Origin of the sequence: Streptosporangium sp. NBC_01469 (assembly GCF_036227305.1) — a bacterium.
Classification (GTDB): domain Bacteria; phylum Actinomycetota; class Actinomycetes; order Streptosporangiales; family Streptosporangiaceae; genus Streptosporangium.
In genome coordinates, this window is sequence record NZ_CP109465.1 from 5,287,859 (window position 1) to 5,312,913 (window position 25,055).

General features: G+C 70.5%; 25 protein-coding genes and 1 tRNA gene. 10 read left to right on the plus strand and 16 right to left on the minus strand.

What is annotated here, in order from left to right; genetic code table 11:
• The first annotated feature begins 6 nt into the window (after positions 1-6).
• Positions 7-1,341: a GTP cyclohydrolase IIa gene (locus tag OG587_RS23155; RefSeq protein WP_329093542.1), complete on the plus strand. Its 1,335-nt coding sequence runs from the start codon at positions 7-9 to the stop codon at positions 1,339-1,341.
• A 190-nt stretch (positions 1,342-1,531) separates the two neighbouring features.
• Here the strand turns inward: OG587_RS23155 and OG587_RS23160 are convergent, their stop codons facing one another.
• Both OG587_RS23160 and OG587_RS23165 read right to left on the minus strand, forming a co-directional pair.
• Positions 1,532-2,623, minus strand: coding sequence for a helix-turn-helix transcriptional regulator (locus OG587_RS23160; protein WP_329093544.1), 1,092 nt, complete (start codon positions 2,621-2,623; stop codon positions 1,532-1,534).
• 17 nt (positions 2,624-2,640) lie between these two features.
• Entirely contained in the window at positions 2,641-3,501 is an 861-nt protein-coding gene (locus tag OG587_RS23165) for a fumarylacetoacetate hydrolase family protein (protein WP_329093546.1), read from the minus strand.
• Positions 3,502-3,636: 135 nt separating this feature from the next.
• On the opposite strand from OG587_RS23165, the gene OG587_RS23170 reads away from it, so the two are divergent.
• The gene (locus OG587_RS23170; protein WP_329093547.1) at positions 3,637-4,938 is read left to right on the plus strand and encodes an aspartate aminotransferase family protein; all 1,302 of its coding nucleotides are present in this window, start codon (positions 3,637-3,639) and stop codon (positions 4,936-4,938) included.
• A gap of 196 nt (positions 4,939-5,134) precedes the next feature.
• Here the strand turns inward: OG587_RS23170 and pruA are convergent, their stop codons facing one another.
• Both pruA and OG587_RS23180 read right to left on the minus strand, forming a co-directional pair.
• Positions 5,135-6,814 carry an L-glutamate gamma-semialdehyde dehydrogenase gene (gene pruA, locus OG587_RS23175; RefSeq protein WP_329093549.1) on the minus strand — a complete coding sequence of 560 codons (1,680 nt, stop codon included), beginning with the start codon at positions 6,812-6,814 and terminating at the stop codon, positions 5,135-5,137.
• Positions 6,814-7,740, minus strand: a complete 927-nt coding sequence (locus OG587_RS23180) for a proline dehydrogenase family protein (RefSeq protein ID WP_329093551.1) — start codon at positions 7,738-7,740, stop codon at positions 6,814-6,816. The genes pruA and OG587_RS23180 overlap by 1 nt, the downstream gene beginning before the upstream one ends.
• Positions 7,741-7,834: 94 nt before the next feature.
• Here OG587_RS23180 and OG587_RS23185 point away from each other — a divergent pair, with 94 nt between their 5' ends.
• Positions 7,835-8,905: a PucR family transcriptional regulator gene (locus tag OG587_RS23185; protein WP_329093552.1), complete on the plus strand. Its 1,071-nt coding sequence runs from the start codon at positions 7,835-7,837 to the stop codon at positions 8,903-8,905.
• Positions 8,906-9,062: 157 nt separating this feature from the next.
• Here OG587_RS23185 and OG587_RS23190 read toward each other — a convergent pair whose 3' ends face one another.
• Positions 9,063-9,812: a glycoside hydrolase family 16 protein gene (locus tag OG587_RS23190; protein ID WP_329093554.1), complete on the minus strand. Its 750-nt coding sequence runs from the start codon at positions 9,810-9,812 to the stop codon at positions 9,063-9,065.
• A gap of 111 nt (positions 9,813-9,923) precedes the next feature.
• On the opposite strand from OG587_RS23190, the gene OG587_RS23195 reads away from it, so the two are divergent.
• Positions 9,924-10,886: a hypothetical protein gene (locus OG587_RS23195; RefSeq protein WP_329093556.1), complete on the plus strand. Its 963-nt coding sequence runs from the start codon at positions 9,924-9,926 to the stop codon at positions 10,884-10,886.
• 329 nt (positions 10,887-11,215) lie between these two features.
• Here OG587_RS23195 and OG587_RS23200 read toward each other — a convergent pair whose 3' ends face one another.
• From OG587_RS23200 to OG587_RS23215, 4 genes are all read right to left on the minus strand, one after another.
• On the minus strand, positions 11,216-12,370 hold the full coding sequence (locus OG587_RS23200; RefSeq protein ID WP_329093558.1) for a glycosyltransferase: 1,155 nt from the start codon (positions 12,368-12,370) through the stop codon (positions 11,216-11,218).
• Positions 12,371-12,511: 141 nt separating this feature from the next.
• Positions 12,512-13,465 carry a sensor histidine kinase gene (locus OG587_RS23205; protein ID WP_329093559.1) on the minus strand — a complete coding sequence of 318 codons (954 nt, stop codon included), beginning with the start codon at positions 13,463-13,465 and terminating at the stop codon, positions 12,512-12,514.
• Positions 13,462-13,608, minus strand: a complete 147-nt coding sequence (locus tag OG587_RS23210; RefSeq protein WP_329093561.1) for a hypothetical protein — start codon at positions 13,606-13,608, stop codon at positions 13,462-13,464. The genes OG587_RS23205 and OG587_RS23210 overlap by 4 nt, the downstream gene beginning before the upstream one ends.
• A 91-nt stretch (positions 13,609-13,699) precedes the next feature.
• Positions 13,700-15,559, minus strand: coding sequence for a SpoIIE family protein phosphatase (locus OG587_RS23215; RefSeq protein ID WP_329093563.1), 1,860 nt, complete (start codon positions 15,557-15,559; stop codon positions 13,700-13,702).
• Between the two features lie 125 nt (positions 15,560-15,684).
• Here OG587_RS23215 and OG587_RS23220 point away from each other — a divergent pair, with 125 nt between their 5' ends.
• A complete protein-coding gene (locus OG587_RS23220; protein WP_329093565.1) occupies positions 15,685-16,404 on the plus strand; it encodes an ANTAR domain-containing response regulator in 720 nt (239 codons plus the stop codon).
• Between the two features lie 86 nt (positions 16,405-16,490).
• Here OG587_RS23220 and OG587_RS23225 read toward each other — a convergent pair whose 3' ends face one another.
• The gene (locus OG587_RS23225; RefSeq protein WP_329093567.1) at positions 16,491-16,862 is read right to left on the minus strand and encodes an STAS domain-containing protein; all 372 of its coding nucleotides are present in this window, start codon (positions 16,860-16,862) and stop codon (positions 16,491-16,493) included.
• 194 nt (positions 16,863-17,056) lie between these two features.
• On the opposite strand from OG587_RS23225, the gene OG587_RS23230 reads away from it, so the two are divergent.
• Both OG587_RS23230 and OG587_RS23235 read left to right on the plus strand, forming a co-directional pair.
• Positions 17,057-17,833 (plus strand): SigB/SigF/SigG family RNA polymerase sigma factor, encoded by a 777-nt coding sequence (locus OG587_RS23230; protein WP_329093569.1) that lies wholly within the window; start codon positions 17,057-17,059, stop codon positions 17,831-17,833.
• A gap of 74 nt (positions 17,834-17,907) precedes the next feature.
• On the plus strand, positions 17,908-18,408 hold the full coding sequence (locus OG587_RS23235; protein WP_329093571.1) for an ATP-binding protein: 501 nt from the start codon (positions 17,908-17,910) through the stop codon (positions 18,406-18,408).
• A gap of 282 nt (positions 18,409-18,690) precedes the next feature.
• Here OG587_RS23235 and OG587_RS23240 read toward each other — a convergent pair whose 3' ends face one another.
• Positions 18,691-19,635, minus strand: coding sequence for an erythromycin esterase family protein (locus OG587_RS23240; protein WP_329093572.1), 945 nt, complete (start codon positions 19,633-19,635; stop codon positions 18,691-18,693).
• 205 nt (positions 19,636-19,840) lie between these two features.
• Here OG587_RS23240 and soxR point away from each other — a divergent pair, with 205 nt between their 5' ends.
• Positions 19,841-20,296 carry a redox-sensitive transcriptional activator SoxR gene (gene soxR, locus OG587_RS23245; RefSeq protein ID WP_329093574.1) on the plus strand — a complete coding sequence of 152 codons (456 nt, stop codon included), beginning with the start codon at positions 19,841-19,843 and terminating at the stop codon, positions 20,294-20,296.
• Positions 20,297-20,478: 182 nt separating this feature from the next.
• On the opposite strand, the gene OG587_RS23250 is transcribed toward soxR, so the two are convergent.
• The 4 genes from OG587_RS23250 to OG587_RS23265 form a co-directional block, all read right to left on the minus strand.
• Positions 20,479-20,676 (minus strand): hypothetical protein, encoded by a 198-nt coding sequence (locus OG587_RS23250; RefSeq protein ID WP_329093575.1) that lies wholly within the window; start codon positions 20,674-20,676, stop codon positions 20,479-20,481.
• Between the two features lie 2 nt (positions 20,677-20,678).
• Entirely contained in the window at positions 20,679-21,524 is an 846-nt protein-coding gene (locus OG587_RS23255) for a hypothetical protein (RefSeq protein WP_329093577.1), read from the minus strand.
• Positions 21,525-21,530: 6 nt separating this feature from the next.
• A complete protein-coding gene (locus tag OG587_RS23260; RefSeq protein ID WP_329093579.1) occupies positions 21,531-22,223 on the minus strand; it encodes a hypothetical protein in 693 nt (230 codons plus the stop codon).
• Positions 22,224-22,396: 173 nt separating this feature from the next.
• The gene (locus tag OG587_RS23265; protein ID WP_329093581.1) at positions 22,397-22,858 is read right to left on the minus strand and encodes a hypothetical protein; all 462 of its coding nucleotides are present in this window, start codon (positions 22,856-22,858) and stop codon (positions 22,397-22,399) included.
• Between the two features lie 112 nt (positions 22,859-22,970).
• Here OG587_RS23265 and OG587_RS23270 point away from each other — a divergent pair.
• Positions 22,971-23,047, plus strand: a tRNA-Pro gene (locus OG587_RS23270).
• A 563-nt stretch (positions 23,048-23,610) separates the two neighbouring features.
• Entirely contained in the window at positions 23,611-23,886 is a 276-nt protein-coding gene (locus OG587_RS23275) for a hypothetical protein (protein WP_329093583.1), read from the plus strand.
• A gap of 13 nt (positions 23,887-23,899) precedes the next feature.
• On the opposite strand, the gene OG587_RS23280 is transcribed toward OG587_RS23275, so the two are convergent.
• Positions 23,900-24,724 carry a hypothetical protein gene (locus OG587_RS23280; protein WP_329093585.1) on the minus strand — a complete coding sequence of 275 codons (825 nt, stop codon included), beginning with the start codon at positions 24,722-24,724 and terminating at the stop codon, positions 23,900-23,902.
• Between the last annotated feature and the right edge of the window lie 331 nt (positions 24,725-25,055).

Sequence of the window (25,055 nt, forward strand, 5' to 3'; positions counted from 1 at the left end):
ACCGTCATGGAGCGGCTACGGTCCGAGACACGATCCAGGGTGACGATCGGCGTCGTGGGGCCGCACGATCTGGTCGAGCAGATCATGTCGATCGGGGCGGATCTGCCCGCGGCCGCCGACTGGCGCCTGGTCGGCGCGCCGCACGCGGAGGAGCACGAGACGTACGAGAAGTTCTGCAAGATCGCCGATAGCGTCGACGTCGTCCTCTTCACCGGACCTCTCCAGCATGACCTGGCCCGGCAGTCGGGCGAGCTGCCGGTGCCCGCGACGTTCGTCCCGGTCAATGGCTCCGGCCTCTACTCCAGCCTGCTGCGGGGCGTGCTCAGCCACGGCATCGACCCGGCCAGGGTGAGCATCGACTCGATCTCCGCCGCGGATGTGCACGAGGCGTACGGCGAGATCGGCGTGAGCACCGACCACGTGCACCTGTCGGAGTACGACCGGCCGGAGTCGGCGCGTGGCTTCATCGGCTTCCACGAGAAGCTCTACCGGCAGGGGGCCACGACCGCGGCGCTGACCACGATCAGGACCGTGGCCGGGAAGCTGGCCGCCGCCCAGGTGCCCGTGCTGCGGATGCTGCCGACCCCGCACACGTTGCGGCTCGCGCTCAACACCGCGGCGCTCCTCGGGACGGGCAGCCGATTGGAGGAGTCACAGATCGCCATCGTCCTGGTGGAGCTGGCGGCCTCGGCCCGGCCCAGCTATTCGGGGCCGGGCAACTACTGGCAGCAGGAGCTGAAGCTCTCGCTGCAGCAGGCGCTGCTGACCGACGCCAGACTGATGGGCGCCACCGTGGTTCCGCGCGACGAGAACAGCTACGTGGTCACCGCCACCGTCGGCTCGCTCTCGCAGGCGACCGACGGCTTCCGGGTCGCGCCCTTCATGGACCGGATCCGCGCCGACGTGGGTGTCGCGGTCGAGGTCGGCATCGGCCTGGGCAACACGGCCAGGGACGCCGACTCCAACGCGATGCTCGCCGTGGAGAAGGCGCGCAACGCCGACGCCACCGCGGCCTTCCTCGTCGGCTTGGACGGCACGGTGCTGTCCCTGCCGATGCGCCGGCGCCGCAAGGTGGAGCCGGTGAGCGAGCCCGTGGCGGCCTCCAAGGCGGTGAAGATCCTGGAGCGGCTGGTCAAAGGGCTCGGCGACGGGCCAGAAGCGATGGTCGTGGACGCCGAGATCGTGGCGGACGTGCTGTCCATCGCCCCGCGCAGCGCCCGACGGGTGCTGCAGAGCCTGGTCGAGGAGGGCCTGGCCTGGCCCCTGCCCACCGTGCGCCCCGCCCAGGCGGGGCGGCCGCGGCAGCCGTACCGGCTGGTGATGGAGCGGTCGCTCCGCTAGCGGTCACGCGTCGCCGAGCCGTGCCCGCCAGCCGTACCCGGCCAGGAGCAGGTCGTTGTGGACGTCGCCGCCTGGGGTATCGGCCGACCTGAATACGGGCGGCGATACGCCCGCGGTGACGTACCGGCCGGCGACCCGCGACCAGGAGTTGGGCGACCAGGACGTCGGTGAGGTTGGGGACCGGGCAGATTTATGGTCGCATCCGATATGTCTGGCGTCGATATTCGGTGGGTGAGCAGCCGACGTGGCGCCGGAACACGCTCCGCAGGGCCTTCGCGCTCAAGTAGCCCGACTCGGCGGCGACCACGTCGACCGGGAGGGCGGAGGTGCTGAGCAGGGTCCGCGCGTGGCGCAGGCGCAGCCCGGTGAGGTGGCGCAGGAACGTGGTCCCGCGCTCCTCCGCGAACAGGTGCGAGATGTAGAAGGGGCTGGCGGAGATCGCCTCGGCGACCGTGGAGAGCCTGAGCCGGGGATCGTTGTAGTGCGCGGTCAGGTAGCTCTCGGCCATCGTGAGGATGTCCTTCGCGCTGTCGCTCCGCACCAGCCGCCTGATGGTCTCCTCCAGCCAGATGTGCAGGTAGGAGCGCTCGTGGATCTCGGTTACGGTGATCAGCTTTTCGATCGGCAGGCGGGCGCAGGCGTCCAGCCAGTCCGTGGAGCCGCCGGTGAGCCGGGAGCCGTTGGCCACGTCGACGACGAACAGCAGCTCACCCATGAGCCAGTTGTACAGGGTCTTCGGGTCCAGGTCGCGTTCCTGCAGGCACCGGTCCACCCAATTGGAGAGCAGTCCGGCCGCGCCGCCGGCGTCGCCGGCCTGGATCCGGCGGGCCAGCTCCGGCTCGATCCGCACCGGAGGCGGCGAGCCCGGCCGGTCCGGTGTGGGCGAGGTGATCACTCGGTCCCCGCCGAGCAGGAGCTTGTAGGAGTTCGTCCATCGGGCGTCCCGCTCGGCCGCCGCGACCCCGCCGGGCCCGTCGTGCGGGGTGCCCAGGCTGACGGTCGCGGTGAGCTCGGTCTCACGCACGATGCGGGTGCGCAGCTCCTCTGCCAGCCCGCCCGCGTCGGTCATGAGCGCGTGGGGATCGTCGCCGGTCAGAAGCACGAGCCACTCGTCGGGAGGCGTCGAACGGCAGCTCGCCGCCGGTCGGCCGTACGTCACCGCCAGAACCGCTCGCTCGGCCCGGTCGAGCTGGCGGCGGGCCCACGGCTGCCCGCGCGACCGCCGCGAGGCGACGAAGTCATCGATGTCGACCAGCGCGGCGACCGCAAAGGGCGCGTCCATGCGCCGAATAATACTATTTAGGCGGTCCTAAAAGTAACCCTGTTGACCAGTGTTCCGACGCCGGCCACCGTGGCCCGCATGACGTCGCCCTCCTGGAGCGGGGCGATCCCGGCGATGGTGCCGGTCGCGATGAGGTCACCGGGCTCCAGCGTCATTCCGTCCGACAGGTCGGCGATCAGCTGGGGGATCCCGAACACCATCTGCCTGGTGTTCGCCCGCTGCCGCACCTGGCCGTCCACCTCCAGGCGGAGCTCGAGCGCCTGGGGATCGGGCACCTCGTCCATCGTGGCGAGATACGGCCCCGTGGGGGCGAAGGTGTCGAACCCCTTGGCCTGATCCCACGGCACGTTGCGGTCGATGTTCGCCAGCTGCAGGTCGCGGGCGGTCATGTCGTTGATCACCGTGTAGCCGGCCACGGCCTCCCGCCAGCGCTCGGCCGGCAGGTCGCGGGTCACCGATCCGATGACGAGGGCCAGCTCGACCTCGTGCTCCAGGTGCTTCGTACGCGCCGGTGCCTCGACGGGGCGGTTGTGGCCGGTCAGCGCCGACGGCGGCTTGAAGAACAGCACCGGCGCGGGTGGCACCTCCAGCCCGCTCTCCTCGGCGTGCTCCAGGTAGTTGAGCGCCAGACAGCAGATCTTGGTGCAGGTGGCCACCGGCGGCTCGAAGAACACCGACGACTCCGCGAGCAGCGCCGGCGCGACGGTCCAGAGCCGGTCCACCTCCGCGGTGAGCCGGTCGAGCCCGTACGTGTTCAGCAGGGCCACCGGATCGGCTGGCCCGTCGAGGCCGGACAGGCTGAGAAGCTCGCCGCCCTCGCGCCAGGCCACTGCTTCGACTTGGTCGGCGGGGGTCCGCCGGATACGCCCGAGATACACGGCCATTCCTTCCTGAGGGGTGTGCCTCAGCTCACCAGCTCGGCCTGGGCCTCACAAGAACCCATCCTTGCGATGACGACCCCTCCCTTGCGCTCTTCCTTGTACGTGGTGGGCGGTGCGCCTTTGATGGTCGTCATGACCCGCAATCTGGACGTCAGCCGCGACCTCTACTCCACCGCGCAGCAGTACCTGGCTGGAGGGGTATCCAGCGACGCTCGCCGCACCACCGGCGTCCCGCTCTACGTGGACCACGCGCAGGGCGCGCACCTCTGGGACGTGGACGGCAACGCCTACATCGACTACGTCCTGGGCCAGGGGCCCGCGCTGCTGGGCCACTGCCCGCCCGAGGTGGTCGAGGCCATCTCGGCCCAGGCCGCGCGCGGCATGGTCTACTCGGCCCAGCACGCCGCGGAGGTGCGGGTGGCCGAGCGGCTGTGCGCGATGGTGCCCTCGGCCGAACGGGTCCGCTTCAACACCGTCGGCTCCGAGGCGGTTCACGCCGCCCTCCGGCTCGCGCGCGGTTTCACCGGCCGGTCCAAGATCCTCAAGTTCGAGGGCCACTACCACGGCTGGCTGGACCCCGTCCTCTACAGCGTGCACCCCGCCCTGGAGCTGGCCGGCCCGGCCGACGCGCCCGTCGCGGTCCCCGGTACGGCGGGGCAGCAGCAGGGCCATGCCGAGGACCTCATCCTCTGCCCGTGGAACGACCTCGAGGCCCTGACCCGCCTGATGGACCGGCACGGTGCCGAGATCGCCGCGGTGATCACCGAGCCGGTGCTCTGCAACACCGGGGCGATCCTGCCGGACCTCGGCTACCTCGAAGCCGTACGGAAGCTCTGCGACCGGCACGGCAGCCTGCTCGTCTTCGACGAGATCATCACCGGCTTCCGGCTCGCGCCCGGCGGCGCGCAGGAGTACCTCGGGATCACCCCGGACCTGTCGGTGTTCGGCAAGGCCATGGCCGGCGGCATGCAGGTTTCCGCCCTGGTCGGCAAGGCGTCCGTCATGGACCACATCTCGACGGGGAAGGTCGCCCACGCGGGCACGTTCAACTCCCAGCCCGTCGGCATCGCGGCGGCCGAGGCGACGCTGCGCATCCTCGACGAGCAGCGGGACGAGGTCTACGGCACGCTGTTCGCCCGGGGCTCGGCGCTGATGGAGGGCATCAGGGACGCGGCTGCCAAGGCGGGTGTGCCGCTGCTCGTGGACGGTCCCGGGCCGGTGTTCCAGACCTACTTCACAGACGCCGAGGCCGTGCGTGACTATCGCGGGTTCGCCGCGACCGACCGGGCGATGATGGCTCGGCTGCACGCGGAGCTGCTCGACCGCGGAGTCAACATGGTGCCGCGTGGCCTGTGGTTCCTGTCCACCGCGCACACCGAGACGGACATCGCCGCCACCGTCGACGCCTTCACCGAGGCGCTCCGCGCTCTCTGATCGCCGGGGCCGGGGGAGGACCCGTGCACGGAGCCGGTGTTGCTGCGGGCGGCGTACGGGCCGGGCTGGTATCGGCTGGACGCGAGCGGTGGCACCTCGTGGGTGGGGTCGATGCCCTGGCCGCAGCCGGAAACGACGGAAACGAATGACGCCTGGGTTTCGTATGCGAAACCCAGGCGTCACCGCTTTTCACGGCCTATTCGGAATAGCCGAACTTCTTGAGATCAGGCTGCTCCCAGCCGGACTGGGGAATGTCACCCCTATATGGTCCCTTAACGATCGGCGGGGCGAAGGTCTCCTTGATGGTCCTGGCGCTGACCCAGCGGGTCAGGTTGAGGATCGACCCGGCCTTGTCGTTCGTACCCGACGAGCGGCCCCCGCCGAAGGGCTGCTGGCCGACGACCGCGCCGGTCGGCTTGTCGTTGATGTAGAGGTTGCCCGCCGCGAAGCGCAGCCGCTCCGACGCCGAGGCGATCGCGTAGCGGTCCCGGGCGATGATCGAACCGGTCAGCGCGTACGGGGAGACGCCCTCCATCTGGTCAAGGACCGCGTCGAAGTCCGCGTCGTCGTAGACGTGCACGCCGAGGATCGGCCCGAAGTACTCCTTGACGAAGATCTCGTCGGTGGGGTCGGCCGACTCCAGGATGGTCGGCCTCACGAAGTAGCCGGTCGAGTCGTCGTACGAGCCGGTCAGCACGTTGATCGAGTCGAGCGAGCGGGCCCGGTCGATCGCGGCCCTGTTCTTGGCGAACGCCCGCTCGTCGATGACCGCGCCCATGAAGGTCGACAGGTCGGCGGCCACGTCCCCGACGGTCAGCGACTCGGCGGTGCCCACGAGCTCGTCGCGGATCACCGACCAGACCGAGCGCGGCACGTACGCGCGGGAGGCGGCCGAGCACTTCTGCCCCTGGTACTCGAACGCGCCGCGGACCAGCGCGGTGGTGAGCGCCGCGGGGTCGGCCGAGGGGTGGGCCAGCACGAAGTCCTTGCCGCCGGTCTCGCCGACCAGGCGCGGGTAGGACCGGTACGAGGCGATGTTGGCGCCGACCGTGGACCACAGGTGCTGGAAGGTGGGCGTGGAGCCGGTGAAGTGGATGGCGGCCAGCTCCGGGTGGGTCGTCGCGACCTCGGAGACGGCCGCGCCGTTGCCGGTCACCATGTTGATGACGCCCGGCGGGAGCCCCGCCTCCTCCAGCAGGCGCATGGTGAAGTGCGCGGAGAACTGCTGGGTGGGGGAGGGCTTCCAGACGACGACGTTGCCCATCAGGGCCGGGGCCGACGGCAGGTTCGCGGCGATGGCGGTGAAGTTGAACGGCGTGATCGCCAGGACGAAGCCCTCCAGCGGCCGGTACTCCATCCGGTTCCACACGCCGGGCGACGAGACCGGCTGGTCGCTGAGAAGCCGGCGCGCGAAGTCCACGTTGAAGCGCAGGAAGTCGATCAGCTCGCAGGCGGCGTCGATCTCCGCCTGCTGCGCGGACTTGGACTGGCCCAGGATCGTCGCGCCGTTCAGCGTCTGCCGGTAGGGGCCGGCCAGCAGGTCGGCGGCCCGCAGGAAGATCGCGGCCCGCTCGTCGAACGGCAGGGCGCGCCACGCGGGCGCCGCCGCCAGCGAGGCGTCGATCGCCGCGCGCACGTCGTCGGCGTTCGCGTCCGTCATGCGGCCCAGCACGGAGGCGTGGTTGTGCGGCTGGACCACGTCGATTGGGGCGCCGCCGCCCATCCGCCGCTCGCCGCCGATCGTCATCGTCAGGTCCAGCTGGGCCCCGGCCAGCTCCTTGACGCGGTTCTCCAGCGCCGCACGCTCGGCGCTGCCGGGCGCGTAACCGAGCGCCGGCTCGTTGAACGGGGCGGGAACGGCGGAGATGGCATCCATCACTTGCCTCCAAGGGCACGAAGAAAGAAGGCGATGTTCGCCGGGCGCTCGGCCAGCCGGCGCATGAAGTAGCCGTACCAGTCGTCTCCGTACGGGACGTAGACACGCACGGTGTGACCCGCTCCCGCCAGGGCCTGCTGCTTGTCGGCCCTGATCCCGTAGAGCATCTGGTACTCGTAGTCGCCCCGGGACCTGGCGAACCGGTCGGCGAGCGTCTCGGTGATCGAGATCAGCCGGTCGTCGTGCGTCGCCACCATCGGGTGGCCCGCACCCGACATGAGGATCCGCAGGCAGCGCACGTAGGCCTTGTCGACCTCGCTCTTGTGCCGGTGCGCCACCGAGGCGGGCTCGGCGTAGGCGCCCTTGACCAGGCGGACCCGCGACCCCTCGTACGCCAGGTCGCGGCAGTCGGCCTCGCTGCGGAAAAGGTAGGACTGCACGGCGACACCGGTGGAGGGGAAGTCCTCGCGCAGGGCCCGCAGGGTCTCCAGCGTGGAGTCGACCGTGGTGTGGTCCTCCATGTCGAGGGTCACGTTCGCCCCGCGGGCGCCGGCCGCCTCGCAGATCTGCCGCGCGTTCTCCAGGGCGATCTTGTCGCCGTCGGCGCCGAGCGCCTGGCCGACCGCGGAGAGCTTCACCGACACCTCGGCCCGGTCGCCGAGCCCCAGCCCGCCCAGCGCGCCGAGCAGCGTGACGTACGCCCGAGCCGTCCGGGTGGCCGCCGCGGAGTCTGTCGTCTCCTCGCCCAGATGGTCGACGGTGACGGCCAGACCGGTGGCGGCGAGCCCGCGGATCGCCTCGACCGCCTCCTGGGGCGTCTCGCCCGCGACGAAGCGATCGACGACCTTGCGCGTCAGCGGCACGCCGGAGACCGCGTGCCGCACCAGCGGCAACCGGGACGCGCCGAGAAGCAGGGAACCGAGCATGCTTCCAGCCTAAAACCTCCGCCCGACCGGCCGTCATGTGCATCTGCCACGATCAACGGGCAGGGCGTTCATACACATGTACGACAATGGTGGGGTGTTACAGGAGACGGTAGACGAGATCGCCGCCAGGCTCGGCGCCTCGGCCACCCTGGAGGACCGGGTCTTCCAGCTCCTGGCCTACGCCGCGCAGAGCGGCGACATCGACGTGGTGCGCCAGGAGTCCATCCTGCGGCGCCGCGCGACGGACCAGGTGCGAGCCTACTTCGAGGGCTACGGCATCGCCGGGGCCCGCGGGCCCGTCCGCATCCCCGCCGACGCCGACCTGGGCGTGCTCGCGCGGGTGTGCGTGCCGCTGCGGCACCACGAGGTGACCTACGGCTACCTGTGGCTCCTCGACGACGGAACGCTCGGGGACGACGCCCTCGCCTCGGTCGGAGACCTGGTCTCCCGGGCCGCCACCGTCCTCGCCCAGGAGGCCCGCAGCCGCCAGGACCTGGGCGCGAACCTGCGGGAGCTGTTCTCCTCCGACGCCGAGGAACGCTCCCGGGCGCTGTCACGGCTGGACGACGTGCGCGGCCCGGTGACGGCGATCGCCGCCCGCACCTCCCCGGACCGGGTCGCCGCCCTCTGGACGCTCCCGCGCGCCGTGCTCGCCGACCCCGCGTTCCCGGTACGGGGCGAGCCGCTGGTCGCCCTCCTGGTCCCGGCGGGCCAGGCCGGAGAGCTGGCCGACCGGATCCAGGGCATGTACGGGACGCTGGTGGGCGTCGGCGCCCCCAGGGACGAGCCCGCGCAGGCCTGGCGGAGCTGGCGGGAGGCCGTGCACGCGCTCGGCGTCGCCGGCCGGGTGCCCGCGCTGGCCCCCGTCGCCACCTGGCCGGGGCTGGGCGTCTACCGGCTGCTGGCCCGCATGTCACCGGCGGGGCTGCGGGAGCTGGCGGAGGAGACCGCCGGGCTGGCCGAGGATCCGGAGCTGGCCAGGACCGTGGAGAGCTACCTCGACCGCGCCGGCCACGTCCAGGAGACCGCCGGCGCGCTCGGCGTGCACCGCCAGACGCTCTACTACCGGCTGGCCAAGGCGGAGCGGCTCACCGGCAGGGACCTCGCCGACGGCGAGGACCGCCTGCTGATCCACCTCGCCCTCAAGGCCGCCCACCTGCTCTGAGCTCCGGCTCCCGTAGGCGCTCCGGCTCCCATCGGCCCGGCCCTCACCCATCTGGACCCCGGCCCTCACCCATCTGGACCCCGGCCCTCACCCCTCTGAGCCCCGGCTCCGGTCAACTCTGAGCCCGGCTCCCGTCGGCTCTGACCACCGGCTTCCGTCAGACGGGGGCCCGGTAGACCTTCACCCAGTCCACGTACATGCTGACCGTCGGGGGAGTGGAGCGGTCGCGGCACGGCGACCACTCGTTGCACGTCACGTCGTTCTGGAGCGTCAGGTGCATGGAGCGGCTCCTCGGCACGTTCGGCCCCCGGTAGTCCCACACCTTCCTGCCGTCCAGCCAGAACGTCAGCCGTCCGGGCAGCCAGTCGACCGCGACCGTGTGCCACCGGGTGAAGTCGGCCCGCATCTGCCGCTGGGCCTGGGGCCGGTCGCCGCGGTGCACGAAGATCCCGCCCGACCTGCGGCCCGGGTCGATGATCTCGGCGAAGTCGACCTCCGCGTACTCCCCGCCGCCCTGGTCGGACGGCCAGAGCAGCGCCACGGGGGTGTAGCCCGCGCCGCGCTCGGCCCGCAGCCGCACCTCCCAGCGCCCGTACCGCTGCGCGCTCCGGGTCGCGATGCCCCCCGACAGGTCCCTGCCCCCGTAAAAGCCACCCTTGAGCCGCAGCACGCCACCGCCCACGGTCGAGGCCCGCCCGGTGCGCGGGTTGGTCTCGGCGCCGGGGGAGTGGTAGACGACCCACCTGCGGCCGTCGACGCGGGTGCCGTTGAAGTTCTCCACCAGGACCGGGGCGCCCCAGCCGCGCCCGGCGGACGGGCCCGTCTCCGCGGACGCGCCCGTCGCGGGCAGCGAGGAGAACGCGAGGGAGGCGGCCAGAACACCCAGGAGCGTGCCACGAATCGACATGGGGCCATCAAAGCAACGATCCCACTCCAGTAACAGGGGTATCCCTTCTTCGCATACGTCCCAGTGGTTCGGGGGGTGCCGTCCAGATCCGGGTGTGTCACGATTCCGCACATGAACGACGTTGACGCCGTACGGCGGGCGCTGGCCCGGCTGGTGGAGTCCGGCGAACTCCGCCCCGAGCAGGTGGAGCCGGTCGCCCTCGCCGTCGGCGAGGCGCTGCGTGAGCCGGGCGCGGGAGACCGGGTCAGGTGGAGCGAGATCCTCGCGTACGTCGGCGGGGGACTCGTCCTGGCAGGTGCCGCGGCCTTCGTCGGCCTGGGCTGGGACCGGATGACCCAGCCGGCGAGGATCACGGTCCTCGTCGTGGTCACGCTGCTCCTGTTGGCGGTGGCCGCGGGGCTCGGCGCGGCGGCGCGGTCGGCGACCGGCAGGACGGCCGCCGTGCAGGGCAGGGTCGCCGCCACGCTCGCCGCACTGGGCTCGGGTACGGCGGCCCTGTGCGCCGGGGTGGCGGTCGACCGCCAGGAGGTGCTCGTCGGCGGCGTGGCCGGGCTGGTGGTCGCGGCGGCGGCCTACGCGCTGCTGCCCACCGCGATCGGCCTGCTGGCCTGCGGCGGCTTCGCCCTGGTCACGCTGACCGGCCTGGTGGACGCCTCCGCGGGGGAGGGACCGGGCTGGGGCCTGGCCTACGTCGCGCTGGGCCTGCTCATCCTGGGGGCCGCCCTGGCCGGACTGCTCGTCCCGCGCGACCTGGGCCTGGGCATGGGCGCCGCCATCGCGCTCTTCGGCGGCCAGTGGCCCGTTCTGTGGGACGGAGGCGCCTGGGGATACTGGCTGACCGCGCTGATCGCGCTGGCCTGCCTGGCGCTGTACGGGCGGTGGCGCACCTGGGTGCTGATCGTCAGCGGCGTGGCCGGGCTGACGCTCGCCGTCCCCGAGGCCGTCTGGGACTGGACGGACGGGGCCGTGGGCGGCGCGGTGATCCTGGTCCTGGCCGGGGTCGTCCTGCTCGCCGCCAGCGGCCTCGGCGTCCTCCTGCACCGCCGCGCGACCCGGTCGCAGTCGCAGGCATAGGCGTAGCCGCGGGCCACAGGCGTCACGGGAGCCGGTGTAGGTGAGGGCGGTGAATCGCGGAGGCGGGCCGTCGCACGAGCCTCACCCACCCTGACACGGGCGTCACTCGCCCGAGACGCGGGCCTCACCCACCCCTGACGCGGGCCTGCACACCCGTGATGTGAGCTCATCCGCCCGTGACACGGGCTGTCACCCGCCCCTGACGCGAGTCCCGCGCACCCGCGATGCGGGCCCCGTACGCGAAAACCGGGGGTCCCCCTTCGGGGACCCCCGGTCTCGGGGTGTGTTCCGCGCGGCCCGCGGTGTCCGGCCGGCGCGGCCGGGTGCGCTCAGCGGGCGGAGCCGGAAAGAGCGGTCTCGTAGACGTGGACGAGCTCCTGGCTGATCCGCTCCCACGAGTAGCGGGACCGGGCGCGGTCGGCACCGGCGAAGCCGAGCGCGGTGCGACGGGTCGGGTCGGCGAGCAGCTCGCGGGTGAGGCGGGAGGTCTGCGCCGGACGGTCGGCGGGCACCAGCAGGCCGGTCACCCCGTCCACCACGGAGTCGAGGTGGGCTCCCACCGCGGAGGCGATGACGGGAACGCCGCAGGCCATGGCCTCCAGCGCCACGACGCCGGCCGGGGCCTCCCTGGGCAGCGAGACGACCACGTCGGCGCTGCGCATCAGCTTGGCGACCGAGGAGTGCGGGACGTGCCCGAGAACGGTGATCCGGTCGTCGACGCCGATCTCCTTGGCCAGCAGCATCATGCGGTGCGCGTCGGCGTCGTGCTCCAGGTCCACGGACGCGGGGCCACCGGCGATGATCAGCTCGGCCTCGGGAATGCCCTCCAGCGCGCGGATCGCGGTGTGCACGCCCTTGTCCGCCGTGAGCGGGCCCACGTGCAGCAGGCGGGGCCGGGTACCGCGGGCGGCGGCCGGACCCTGGCGGCGGAACCGCTCGACGTCGACACCGCACGGGATGACCGAGATGTTGCGGCGCGGCACGCCCAGCCGGATCAGCGAGCTCTCCTCGTCGCCGCACCCGGCGATCACCGCGCTGGCCCGGCGCCCGATGGCCCGCTGCACCCGGACCTTCCTGACGTCGCGGGAGTTCTCGTTGCTGAAGGTCTGGGTGAACGGCACGTTGAGGCCGTTCGCCCCGGCGATCGCGGCCAGCCCGCCGGTCCAGGAGTGCGCGTGGATGACGTCCGGGCGGTCCTGCCCCCAGCGGTGCATCAGCTGGTCGCCGAGGTCGGACAGGTAGGGCAGCACGCCGTCCTCGGGAAGGTCCTGCGCGGGCCCGGCGGTCAGGTTCTCCAGCGTGACGCCCTGCGACACGCGGACCCTGGCCTTCTCCGAGTCGGAGTTCCTCCGGGTGTAGATCGTGACCTTGTGCTCACGGCCGAGCTCACGGGCCACTGCCATCAGGTGAGCGCGCTGGGCGGCGAGGTCGGACTCGTCCTGGGTGGAGGAGAGAGCCTCGGAGGAAACGAATGCAATGTTCACGGCACACCTCTGGGAGGAGATTAGGCATGAAAAGCCTGTGATTCCTTCAGGGGTGCCTGCGTCTTAGGCACACGTCTGTATGGCCTTAACCATACCCCGATCTCCGTGGAAGCCAAACCCTTGGGACGAGGCCAAGGCCTTCTAATACTTCCTGCTCTGCCGCGACTCCTCGGCCCTGGCGCTCGGAACGTGCAGCTGGATCACGCATCCGCCCTGGTCATTGTGGATGTCGAGGCGGTCGCACAGCTGCCGGGCGATCCACAGCCCGTCGCCGGGACCGGCCGCGGAACCCGGCGGGAGGAATCCGGCGACCGGGTCGGCGACCCGCCCGCCCCGGCGGTCGACGTGACAGGTGATCGCACCCAGCCGCTCCCACAGCCGTACCGTCACGGGCGGCTCCAGCAGGGCGGCCACCTCGTACGCGGCGACCGAGAGCAGGCTCGCGCGGTCGGGGCTCAGCCCCATGAAGGACGCGTGGCCGGTGACGAACACCCGCAGGGCGTGGAGCGTCTCCACGTGCGCGGCGGCCGAGTCGCCCGGCGGTTCGAGGGGCGGGACGGAGTCGCACTCGGCGATGAAGCCCGCGGGATCGGTGTACTCGGGGCAGGACGTCATCGAGACGCCGTCCTTGGAGAGGGTGGGGTGGGTGCGCCGCGCGGTGGCCACCACCCCCGGATCCGCCGTCCTCTCGTCGTACGGGCAGATCATCCACACGTTGGTGTCGCGCAGCAGCAGGTTCAGGCCCGACTCCATGCGCTGCCAGGCCCGCACGTCGGCGGTCCCGCGTCCGGCCCACACCGGCTCGGCGAGGATCCGCACGTGCCCGCCACGCGGGGCCTCGGGGCCGCGTCGCTGCCAGTAGCGGTGGAAGGCGGTGGCACGTTCCACCGTCCTACGGCCCAGGAACGCGGTCTCCGCGTAGTCGACCTGGCGACCCTCCCTGCCCAGGGCGTCCCCGAGAAGCTCCAGGTTGGCCGAGGTGGTCGCGACCATCACCGGATCGCCCTTGGCCAGCCCGTCCTGGACGAACGGCAGCGCCATCGCCAGGAAGCACCCGTCGGAGCCGTACACCGCGGCCTGGTGGATGGAGGTCATATGAGGTCCTCCCCGCTCAGGCGCAGGCCGGGTGTCGCGTCCCGGCAGATCGTCTCGCGCTCGTCGTCGCGGTCGGAGGCGAGGCAGGGACGCTCGCCCGGCTCGATCCGGCTGGAAGGGGGCCGATCCTGAAGTGATCTCATTCTCCGCCCGCTCCGTCGAACACGGGTGCCGCCGGGTGCGGCCCCTGGTCATCGCTCGGTGGGACCGGAGAGTCACACCGAGTTAGCCAAGTTATACGACACGGAGGGCGAGTATCACGATCTCATCCCAAACTCTCCCGCTGGAGAACGCGTGCCGGTCCTCTTCCACGGTCTTGACGATCTCGGCGGGGGACTGCGCCACGCAGCGCGCCAGCACGTCCGCCAGCCTGGTCTCGCCGTAGGACTCACCCAGCTCGTTCTGCGAGGCCACCAGGCCGTCGGAGTAGAAGACCAGGGTCTGGCCCGAGGTCAGCGTGAGCTCCTCGGTGAACATCTCCGCCTCGGGGGCGATGCCCAGCGGAACGCCGCCCCCCGCGGTGAACCGCACCCCGCCGTCGGGCCGCAGCAGCGCGGCGGGGTGGTGCCCCGCGCTGGCCAGCCTGATCTTGCGCGCCTTGACGAACCCGGTCACCGCCATCACGAACATGCCGTTGTGCTGGGCGGTGAGGGCCTGGTTCAGCTTGCGCATCACCTCGCCGGGATCGGTCTCCCAGACGCTGAGCACGCGCAGGCCGTTGCGCACCATGGCGCTGACCGACGCGGCCTCCTCACCCTTGCCCGCCGCGCCCCCGAGGGCGAAACCCCACCCCTCGCCGACGCGGAAGACGTCGTAGAACTCGGCGCCGACCGGGCTGGAACCCGCGTTGTAGATGGCCGCGGCCTCGAATCCCGGGATGTCCGGCAGGCTCCGGGGCACCACGCTGGTACGCAGCGCGTCGGCCGCCCGCGAGCGGGTCTGGAAGCTGCGCCGCGCGCGCAGCGCGAGCCCCAGATGGGCGCCGATCTCCTCCATCAGCCCCAGATCGGCCAGCGAGAACGGTTCGCGGTCGCGCAGCCGCACCAGGGTCAGGGCCCCCAGAACGCCGTTCTCGCCGCCGATCGGCACGATCAGCACCGAGGCGGCCCCCATCACCCGCAGCAGCGGCGGGCCACCGGGGACGTCGCCGAGCAGCCCGTCGTCCTCCAGCATCTCGTGCACCACACCAGAGCCGCCGGTCAGCACGTGCGCGATGGCCGGCGCGGTCAGCGGGTTCATCCCCTCGGCGAGGCGGACCAGCTGGGTCACCGGCTTGTCGCTCGGGCCGAGCACGCAGGCCCGCCGGGGCATGCCGTCACGGACCACGTCGGCGATCACCCAGTCGGCCCACTCGGCGACCAGCAGCCGCGAGGCCCGGGTGACGGTCACCGGCTGGCGCAGGCTCTCCTCGTCGAGCAGCAGGCGGGTCATCCTGGACAGCAGCTCCTGCCGGCGCGCCGCGGCCACGACCAGGGTGGCGTCCGAGCGGTCGGCCGGGCCGTGCGGCGGCCCCGCCACCTGCGCCTCCAGCGGCAGGATCATGACCGCGACCATCTCCTGCGGCTCTCCCGGCATCGTCAGCCGGGTGACGGCCAGCTGCACCGTGTGCGCGCGGCCCTGGTGGGCCAGCCGCGTCTGGAGGGTCGCGGTCTGGCCGCCCTGCTGGACCGCCGTCAGGTGCGAGCGGAACGCCGCCCGCCGGGAGACGTCGACGAACAGCGGGAACGAGCGGCCGATCAGGTATCCCGCAGGGCTGCCGAGCATCCTGGACGTCTCGGCGCTGATCCGCCGCACCACCCCCGAGGCGTCCAGCACCACCACCGGGATGGGGAAGGTGCGGAACACCTGCCGCAGCAGCTTGAGCTCCCGCTGCGACCCGCTCTCCCGCTCGCCCGACCGTTTGGGCGCCTTGCGCAGCTCTCGCACCGAGGCGTCCAGCAGCTCGCGGGCGGTGTCGAGCTCCGCGAGCGCCGCGTCGAGTGTGGACCGGGGGTCGGCGGGGTAGGCGGACTTCGCCTCGCGCAGGGAGGAGACCCTGGTGGTCAGCGCGTTCAGCGCCTGCTCCAGGGTCTGAAGGCCAATGGCGTCGGTCAATGCTCGTCCTCGTCAGGGGCCGGAGTGGGCTGGTCCCGTCGTAGACGGTACGCCACCCGCTCGGCCGAATCGATGCGCGGTCGGATAGTGGTTAAGTTAGCGACACAGGGAAGGGGAGTCGCGAGATGGACATGGTCACCCCCGTTCTCGCCCGGGACCTCGCGGTCCTCGGCAGGGTCAGCGAGGAAACGTCGAGCGAGAGCGTGCTGCGCGGTCTCACAGTCACCCTCGCGGGCGGCGTGCCCGGTTGCGCGGGCGGCTCCGCCGAGCTCTGGCGCCAGGAACGGATGGTCGTCTCAGCCTCCCACAGCGAGCTCATCGTCCTCCTCGACAGCGAGGGGGAGATCGGCGAGGGGCCCTCGTCCGAGGCCCGCGCCACCGGGCGCCACGTGATCGTCCAGGACGTCCTGCGCGAGCCCCGCTGGCCCGCGTACACCGGCATGGCCGTCCGCTGCGGCGTCCGCTCGGTCCTGGCGATGCCCATCGTCATCGAGCACGCCGTCCTGGTCCTCGGGATGTACGGGGTGCGCCCCGGCGTCTTCGCGGCCAGGAACGTCCCGCCGCTGGCGGACATGCTCGCCGAGCAGGTGGGCGTGGCCCTCGCCAACATGTGGGACTACGACGAGGTCCGCACCGACGCGGCCCAGATGCAAGAGGCCCTCGCGGGCCGGGCGATCATCGACCAGGCCAAGGGCATCATCATGAAGTCCAGCGGCTGCTCGGCCGAGGCCGCCTTCGACGAGCTGCGCCGCATCTCGCAGCACCACCAGGTGAAGGTCGCCGACCTGGCCAAGCTGCTGGTCGAGGAGCACCAGCGCAACCGCGAGGCGAAGAAAGAGGACTGAGGCTCCGGTTTCCCTCCCCGACGGATCGCCTCGGCCAACCGGGGATCGTCCGGGGACCACCACCGATTGGCCGAGATGATCGGCCGCTAGCCGAAGGCGGCGATCGCGTCGTCGATCGTGTCGTACAGGGGCAGCCGCTGGGCCAGACCAGTGATCCACATCACCTTGGTCTTGGCGTACTCCACCCCGATGAGGGCGAACTTGGCGCCCGCGGTGGTGCTGACCTGCCAGTGGTGGACGATGAGTCCGAGCGCGCGCGAGTCCATGAAGGTCACCCCGCTCAGATCCAGCGCCATGTCGAGACCGTGCTCGCCGGTCTCCGCCGCCAGGTAGTCGGCGAACTGATCCCTCGTCGTCGCGTCCAGCAGACCCGTCACCCGGATCACGTTGATCCCACTGACCAGCGCCGACGTGAGAGTCAGGGCTGCCGATCTCTCGCCGTTCTCCGACACCGTCACTCAGGGCCTCCTCGTGCCATTCGATTAGCAACCTTACTGTTACCTGGGGGCGAGTAATACTCCAGGTTTCCGGGGAATACTGGAAGCAGAGGTCCAGCAGAGGGCCTCGCCTCGAAAATTAGTCGAGGCGATGCCGTCTGCCCGGATGTTGCTTCCGTGGTCGGCTCGCCCGACAGTAATACCAGGGAGCAGCAATGTCTGTTCAGGCACTCGCAATCACCGACATGACCGCTGAGGACCTCCTCGCCGAGATGTCCCTGCCTGAGATCTCCGAATACCGCGCCGAGCGTCTGCGTGAGCGCATCGTCGAGATGCACCGCCACCTCGCCATGGAGATCGCCCGCCGCTACCGCTACCGCGGCGAGCCACTGGAGGACCTCCTGCAGGCCGCGTACGTGGGGCTGATGAAGGCCATCAACGGCTTTGACCCGACTCTCGGGCACCCCTTCCGCGGCTACGCCGTGGTCACCATGACCGGTGAGGTCAAGCGCCACTTCCGCGACCGCACCTGGGCCATCCGCGTCCCCCGCGTCTACCAGGAGCGCAGGGCCGAGCTGAACCGCCTGGTCGCCGACCTCAGCCAGGACTTCGGCCGCGCCCCCACGGTCGCCGAGCTGGCCGTGAAGATGCGGATCTCCGAGGAGGACGTCCTGCTCACCCTCGACGCCTCCGCCGCCTACAGCGCGCTCTCGCTGGACGCCCCCCTCGGCGCCGACGACGACGCCGCCGCGCTGGGCGACGTGATCCCCGACGAGGACGACGCGCTGGGCACCCTTGTGGACCGCGAGGCGGTCAAGCCGCTGATCGACAAGCTGCCGGAGCGTGAGAAGAACATTCTCCTGCTGCGTTTCTTCGGCAACATGACCCAGGCCGAGATAGCGGCGGAATTCGGGATCTCCCAGATGCACGTCTCCCGTATCCTGCGGAAGGTGCTTGACCAGCTCCGTGAGGAACTTGTCGCCGAATGCTGAATACACCGCCCGTTACAGGGCACCCCAGTCGGCGACAACGGACGTGGCGTAAGGTGCGTTTGAATGGATCCCGGATGCTGAGGACAACGGCGGACTGGGACAGGGGAGGCGGATCTCGGGTGAACGAGGACGGTGTTCGTCCCGCTCGCTTCATGGCGAGTGGCGGCCGTTCCCGGATGATCCCCGCCGACGCCGCTGTCGCCGAACTCGCCTTCTGCCTTCCCGACCTTCCCGACGTACGCGACTTCGCCGCCACCCAGGCCGTGCGGAGCGGTATGTCCCAGGAGAGCCTCGCCGACTTCCTGGTGGCGCTGAACGAGGTGGCCACCAACGCGGTCACCCACGGTCACACCACCGCCAAGGCCGTGCTGCGGATGTGGACGGTCGGCCGTACCCTCGTCGTGGAGATCCACGACGAGGGCCGGTGGGACCCGGGACCCGCTCCGGGGGAGACGCCTCCCGGGCCCCACGCGACCAGCGGCATGGGCCTGTGGGTGGCCCGGATGGTCAGCTCCGACATCAAGTTCGAGACCGGGGCCTCGGGCACGTTCATCACCATGTCGTTCAAGGTCTGAACCGCCTTTTTCCGGGATACGCCCGGAGGATCCGTGCCAGGGATCGTGGGCGGCGTCACGTGGCCACGTGACGCCGCCCACCCGGCCTTCACCCTTTTCCTCACCTTCACCTTCACCTTCACCGGCGCGAGGCGCGTCCCACCGCCATCGACGCCGGTTTTCTCATGTCCCACGGTGAACGCCGGAAGGCACCGCCGAGGCTTCGCATGCCCGGCGGACGGGCCGTGGACCGGCGATGTGCCGGTGATCGGCTCGGAGGAGTACGCCGGCTCGGCCGGTGATTCAGCCGGTAATGAGGTGGACAGGCGTCACCTGCCGGCGGTGGGCGATGACGTCGAACCAGTCGGTGAGTGAGCCGCCGGACAGGTGGTACGCGGCGTCGTCCCCGGGATCGTAGACGGGACCGATCAGCCGCGTCCTGGTCGGCGCGTCGGACCAGGCCCGAACCGGATCGGGCCTCTCGGCGCGCAGATCCAGCAGGAAGGTGTCCGGGCCGGCTGCGCCGAGGGGGGTCTCGGCGAAGTCCGCCGGTGGGGCGGGGACGGGATAGGGCAGCGAGCCATGGTGGAAGGTCAGCCCGAGGGACAGGTAGCCGGGACCGAAGCGCTCGCGCAGGTGACTGCCCGCGTTGTGGTGCGTCGCCGGCGGGGACGACGGGGAGACGGTCCGCGGGGCGCCGTTGGCCGTGTGCGCGATGCCGCCCCAGTAGACGATCTTGTCTCCGGTGTGCTCGTGCCACCGGATCGTGTCCTCGGCCAGGCGTCGTTCGATGGCTTCGAGGCCGTCGGGTTGTGGTGTGGCCTGCCCGGGATGGTCGAGGACGCCGGCGAAACGGACCGGGTCGGCCGGGTGTCGCTCGTTGTGGGCGCGCATCCATCGGATGACGCCGAGGATTTCCTCGGTCTGCCAGAAGGACCTGGCGTCGGCCAGCAACGCCCGCGGGTCGCCCTGTCCGGTACGTAGGTACTCGTCGAGTTTGAGGCGTCCCGCGTCGTCGCCTTCCAGGGCGAGGGAGCGGAACCCCAGCTCCTCGACCAGGAACCTCAGGATCCGGTGAGCGATGACGGACAGCTCATGGGCCTGGCGGGTCGACACGCCGAGGGCGACGACCGTGGCATCGCGCGCCATGTCGCGCAGTGGCAGCAGATCGGCGAGCGGGGCCTGGGGGTCGAGGGTGGTGAGGGGATGGGCGTGCTGGCTGATCCACTGGGGGACCGTCTCGGCCATCGCAGTCTCCTTGCTTCCTTGGTGGGTACGGAGGGGTGCCGCGAGTCCGGGCCGCGTCCGTCGGGGTCAGGCGGGGTAAGGGCTCGCGGTCCTGCCCTCGCGCGGCGTCCGCGCCCACCGGGTGAGGGGGTTTCCGGTGTCCTCGCGACACCGTGTGAACAGCCTCGTACCTAAACAAAGGTTCATGTCAAGCTAGGGTGGGCCCATGCCGGAACCCGCGACGATCGCCAAGGAGCTGACCATCGGTGAGTTGTCCGAGCGCAGCGGCGTGCCGACCTCCGCGCTGCGCTTCTACGAGCGGCAGGGGCTCATCTCCAGCCGCCGGACCACCGGTAACCAGCGCCGCTATCACCGCAGCACGCTGCGCCGGGTGGCGTTCATCCGCGCCTCGCAGAGCGTCGGCATGCCGCTGTCGGTGATCGGGGGAGCGCTGGGCTTCCTCCCGGAGGACGCCCCGCCCACCCGGGAGTTCTGGATCAAGGCGTCGGCGTGCTGGAGCGAGGAGATCAACGCTCGCATCGAGAAGATGGAGAGGATGCGCGACCGGTTCACCGAGTGCGTCGGCTGCGGATGCCTGTCGTTCGAGCAGTGCGCGCTGATCAACCCCGGCGACGCACTCGCCGACCACGGACCGGGGCCCCGCCGCCTGCTGAATCCCTGACATCGGCCAGGCGGCGACGGAGCGGAAAACGGGTGTCGGCCTCCGGACTCACCGTGGCCGCACCACCGGACGGGGCGGAAGAACGGGAAGGGCCCCGTCCGAGTGGACGGGGCCCTTCCCGTTTCGACAGCCGTACCTCCGAGGCGGGCTTCCCCAGGTGTTGGGGTCCGCCTCCGGCAGGTCTAGCGCCTGCGGCGCCAGCCTCCTCCGCCCCCGGTGGTGGTCCGCGGGCCGGCCGAGCCGACCCCGGCCTGGTGCAGCGCGAGGAGCAGGAGTCCGAGGAGCAGGAAGCCGGTCCCGGTGAGCGGGCCGAGCCTGGTGTTGATCAGGTCGAGCAGAAATCCGAGGCCGAATACGACGGCGGCGGCGATTGCGAGCATGGTTACCTCGTTCCGGCGGAGATGTTCAGGAGCTGTTCCAGAGTCGCCCGGTAGTCACGCAGGGCGGTCCGGAGATCTTCGGTGTCGTTCTTCTCGGTGTTCTTCCAACGCCCCTGGAGCTCGCCGGTTCGGGTCTCCAGCGCGTTCCTGAGAGAGCTCGTGACCTCGTCGAGCAGGGAGTCGGCCCGTTCCACCGCGTCACGCGGGTCGTCCACGAAACCGGCCTGGACCTCCTGCCAGCGCCGCCGTACGTCGTCGGAGTCCTGGTCGAACAGGGCCCCGGCCGTGGCGGGCGCGGTGACGGCGGGCGTCTGGTCGGCCCGCTCGGCGTCGGTGAAGCCCGTACCCTCGTCGAGCACGTCGTCCGGCCGGTCCGCGGTGCTCTCGGGGAAACCGGGGGTCACCGGTGAGCCCGCGCCGGGCACGGGGGCGTGCGCGCCGATGCCGGTCACCGGGGTGCCCGGGGTCGCGGCGGGGGGCTGGGCGTGGGCGAACGGGCTGTCGTTCCTGCCGTCGTCGGGATCACCCGGCACGTCGTGCCGGTCGTCGTCGAGCAGGACGTCCGAACCGGTGGCGCGCCGGTCGTCGCTCGATTCGACGACGAGGACGTCGTCGCGGTCACCGGCCAGAGGGTCGCGCGTACCGGTGTCCGGGTCGAGGGGTGAGGCGTCCGTATGGTCGGCGTCACCGGGGCGCGGCTCCTGGAACTCGGGGGCCGTGTCCTGGCTGTCCTGTCCGTGCCGCGTCGCGTTCAGGTCGTTCTCGTCGAACTTGCGGACCGTCCGGTCGTCGTCCTCGTCCACCTTGTGGACCAGCCGGTCCTTGTCCGGGTTGAATCGGTCGTTCATATCGGGTCACCGTCCTTGGGGATCGCGTCGGGAGGCTCGCTCGGCGTCGTTGGTGGTCTCCGACTCGGCGGATTCCGTCCGCCGGGCGGCGGGGGCGTCGGGAACCGCGGGATCCCGGTCGACGGTCTCGGTCCGCCGGGGGGTCCGGTCGCCGTTGGCCGGGCTGCCGGGGGCCGCGAGCAACTCCTCGAACAGGGCGCGGTAGTGAACCATGGCCTGCCGGAGTTCCTCGGTGGAGGCCTCCTTGTGGGCGGCCCGGGTGCTGATCTCGTGAGCCTGCCGATAGTGATCGAGAGTGCGGCCGTGCGCGACCGACAGGTCGGAGAGCCGCTGCTCGAAGTCCTCGGTCGGGTAACCCCGCTCCGCCATCACGGAGGTGACCAGGTGGTCGGCCTCCGTCACCGCGAAGCCGGGAGCGTCCACGAAACGCTCCTGGACCTCCATCCACTTCTTCGTGTAGATCTCGCGCGTCCCGGCGTCCAGGGCGCGGATGTCGAGAGAGCTGAAGCGCTGCTCGCGGGCGATGAGTTCCTGCTCGGCATCGCGCCGGTTCTCGCGCTCCTGCACGGTACGTTCGTATTCGGGGCCGAAGCGGTCGCGAAGTCGGTGCCGGCGCTGCTGCTGCAGCACGAAATAGCCGACTGCGACGATCGCCGCCACCGCGACCACGACGACGGCCACCCAGATCACGGTGGACATGTCTGCCTCCGGTTGTGTAGGCGCTTGTACCCGTGCGCTGCCCTGGGGTCAAGGCTCGAAACCGGCTGCCGACATCTGTGGCGTGCCACTACTCGGTCTGGATTTGATGTTTTACCGGGATTTTTCGGGTATTGAATATCCCTTTATCGGGCTTTCGATCGCGGCCCCCGCGTTCACTTTTTTCCCTGATCCTTGATGGCTTCGGGGACATCGGCGGCGCCGGCGGCCTTCCGGGCCTCGTTCAGCATCCTCTCGACCAACCAGTCCCCGGGAGAGGCGGGAACCTCCAGAAATCCCCGGCCGCGCTCGTACGAGATGTCCATCCCGGCGGCGACCAGCCGTCCGGCCCAGCGCAGCGCCGTGTTCAGCTTCTCGGCGGGGATCACCCGCCCCTGCGCCACGGACGACAGGTTCCGCAGGTTCGTCGCGGGCCCGGACTGGCCGTGCGCGCGGTCCAGCTTCCACGGGATGGCCCGCGAGTGATCGAGCATCGGCTTCGAGAGCCCGGCGGCCCGCTTCGCCTGCAAGATCCCGGACTCGCTCACCCCGAACCGCGCGGCCAGCTCCGCGTTCGACAACCCCTGCCCCGCCAACCGCCGTAGCTCCTCCTGGTCGATCAACGCCTTACGCCCCACAGCGCCCCCGCCCTTCACACGATCGCCTGCCCTCGCGGGCGTCGCCGTGTGCGAAGCCCCCTCGATCTGCGCTAAGGTTAAGACCGTTCAGCCCGCGAGGGCGACGAACAACCGGGACGTAGCGCAGCTTGGTAGCGCACTTGACTGGGGGTCAAGGGGTCGCAGGTTCAAATCCTGTCGTCCCGACCAGGTTTTAGCTGGTCGGCAAGGGTGTCACCCGAAAGGGAGGCACCCTTTCTTCGTTCTGGGTGACTATGGCTCCCGTCACGTGAAGATCCGATCCATCGCCTCCGCACCACCGAGCAGGACCGGGCGGATCTGCTTGCGGTAGGCCGCCTCCATCACGGGGGTTCCGCTGCTCGCGCCTGGCGGCACTGCGCTCCGGTGTCCATGGGGCGCACCTTCACTGTGCGATCAAGGAACCCGTACGGCGTGTCCGCGCCTGCGGGTTCCGCTTTTTCGCGGTCCCTCCATGACATCGCCCATACACGTGCTCGCACAGGAGGCGATAGGGGAGACGGCAGGTCTCCCATGTCTCCCCCAGAGTGCGGTGATGGACGAGATTCCGGGTTGGGCGCTGAGATTGCGCGCCGAGCGACGCGAGCGGCTGTGGTCGCAACGGCAGATGGCACGAGCACTCACCGAGGCGGCCGATGAGAACACTCGCGCTCACCTGCCGACCCGCGAGTCCCTGATCCGCATGATCAAGGATTGGGGGAAGGGCAGGCACCGAACGCAAGGATCTCTACCGGGTGCTGTACTGCCGGGCGTTCGATCTCCCCGAGGCCGAGCTGTTCGACCTGGCGAACAAGGCTGCCCGGAAGTCACCGGCCCAGGTACTCGCCGCGATCATGCCCGAAGGCGACCCACTGTCCCGCCTTCCCGCCGGGGCAGGGCGGAGGGGTGGGATGGGCACCGCACAGGATCTGGCGGCACGGGTTCACGGTCTGCGGCTCGCCGATGACGTCATCGCCGGAAGCGACCCGACATTCCCGAGGTTCGGGAGCTACTGGCTCGCCACCCTATGAGCGCCTGAGTGGGCTAGGTGTTCTCCCCGAGTCTGGCTCGGGCCTGGGCCATTACATCGGGGTGGGGATCCTCAGCGAGAACTCGTAAGACGGTCTCCGGCGTCGTGGGCCATAGGGCCAGACACCACCGCACGTCGACCGATCGGTCATGGGCAAGGCGTTGCAATTCGTCGTAAGGGAGTTTTTCCGACGTTACTGCGGCTCTGCGCACGGTTGCGGACTTGTCGTTCGAGAGAAGGCGGTGTTGGTTTGTTGTGGTGATCGGGTTCTGGGTCGCACCGACATGAACCTTGGGGTCGGCGTCGGTTATTAGGGCAGTGAGGATGTCCGGATCGTTAGTGTGAGCCGCCAGGCACGCTCGGACATGAGGAGAGGGGTCTCCGGCGAGTACCGAGTTCGTCTCCTCGTCCAGCCCGCCTTTCTCGGCGAGCAGTCGACGCAGAATCTCATCCGCGGACCGGCAGATGGCGCGGCGGACCTCGGCGTCGGCGGCCGGATGGTCCGGCAGTGACCATCGCACCGACCAGTGAGGGTCTTCGATCAGGGTGACCAGGACATCGGCTGGACAGGAGGGATTCTCGACAAGGCTCTGGCGGGTCTTCACATCCGCGTCCTGAGCGAGTGCACGCAAGACCCCGTCTGGTGCGTCAGGCCGAGCCGCCAGGGCACGCTTGACCGCGCGGGAGGGGTCTGCCGCCATGGCTTCGAGGATCTCCGAGGGTGTGGCGGGATCGCTTGCCACAGCCAACCGGACCTGGACCTTCTTATGATGGGCGCGTATGTCCAGATCCGCCTTGCTCGTGCCGCCATCCGTTTCCGAAGCACCTGATTCCTGCACTCGTCAGTCCTTCCTCGACCATGTGAGTAGCATGATCGCAGCCATCACTGATAATGGGCGCTTGGACACCAATCGGCGGAGGGACGCCGGACGGCGTCGATGAAGATGCTTGTTCGCAGCCATTACTTTCTGGGTGACCAACCGGGGGACAACCCCCCTGGACGGGACCGGATGCCGGTGGACAGCCAGAGACGTCAACCGCAGGTCAGAGCCGATATCAACTCTGGTCGGGGAACCGTTTGGATCGCCCGGGGATGAAGGGGGCACAGGTTCGAATACTGCTTTCCGGGTGGGGCTTTCTGCTGTTCCACGCCGTCCCGTTATAGCTGGT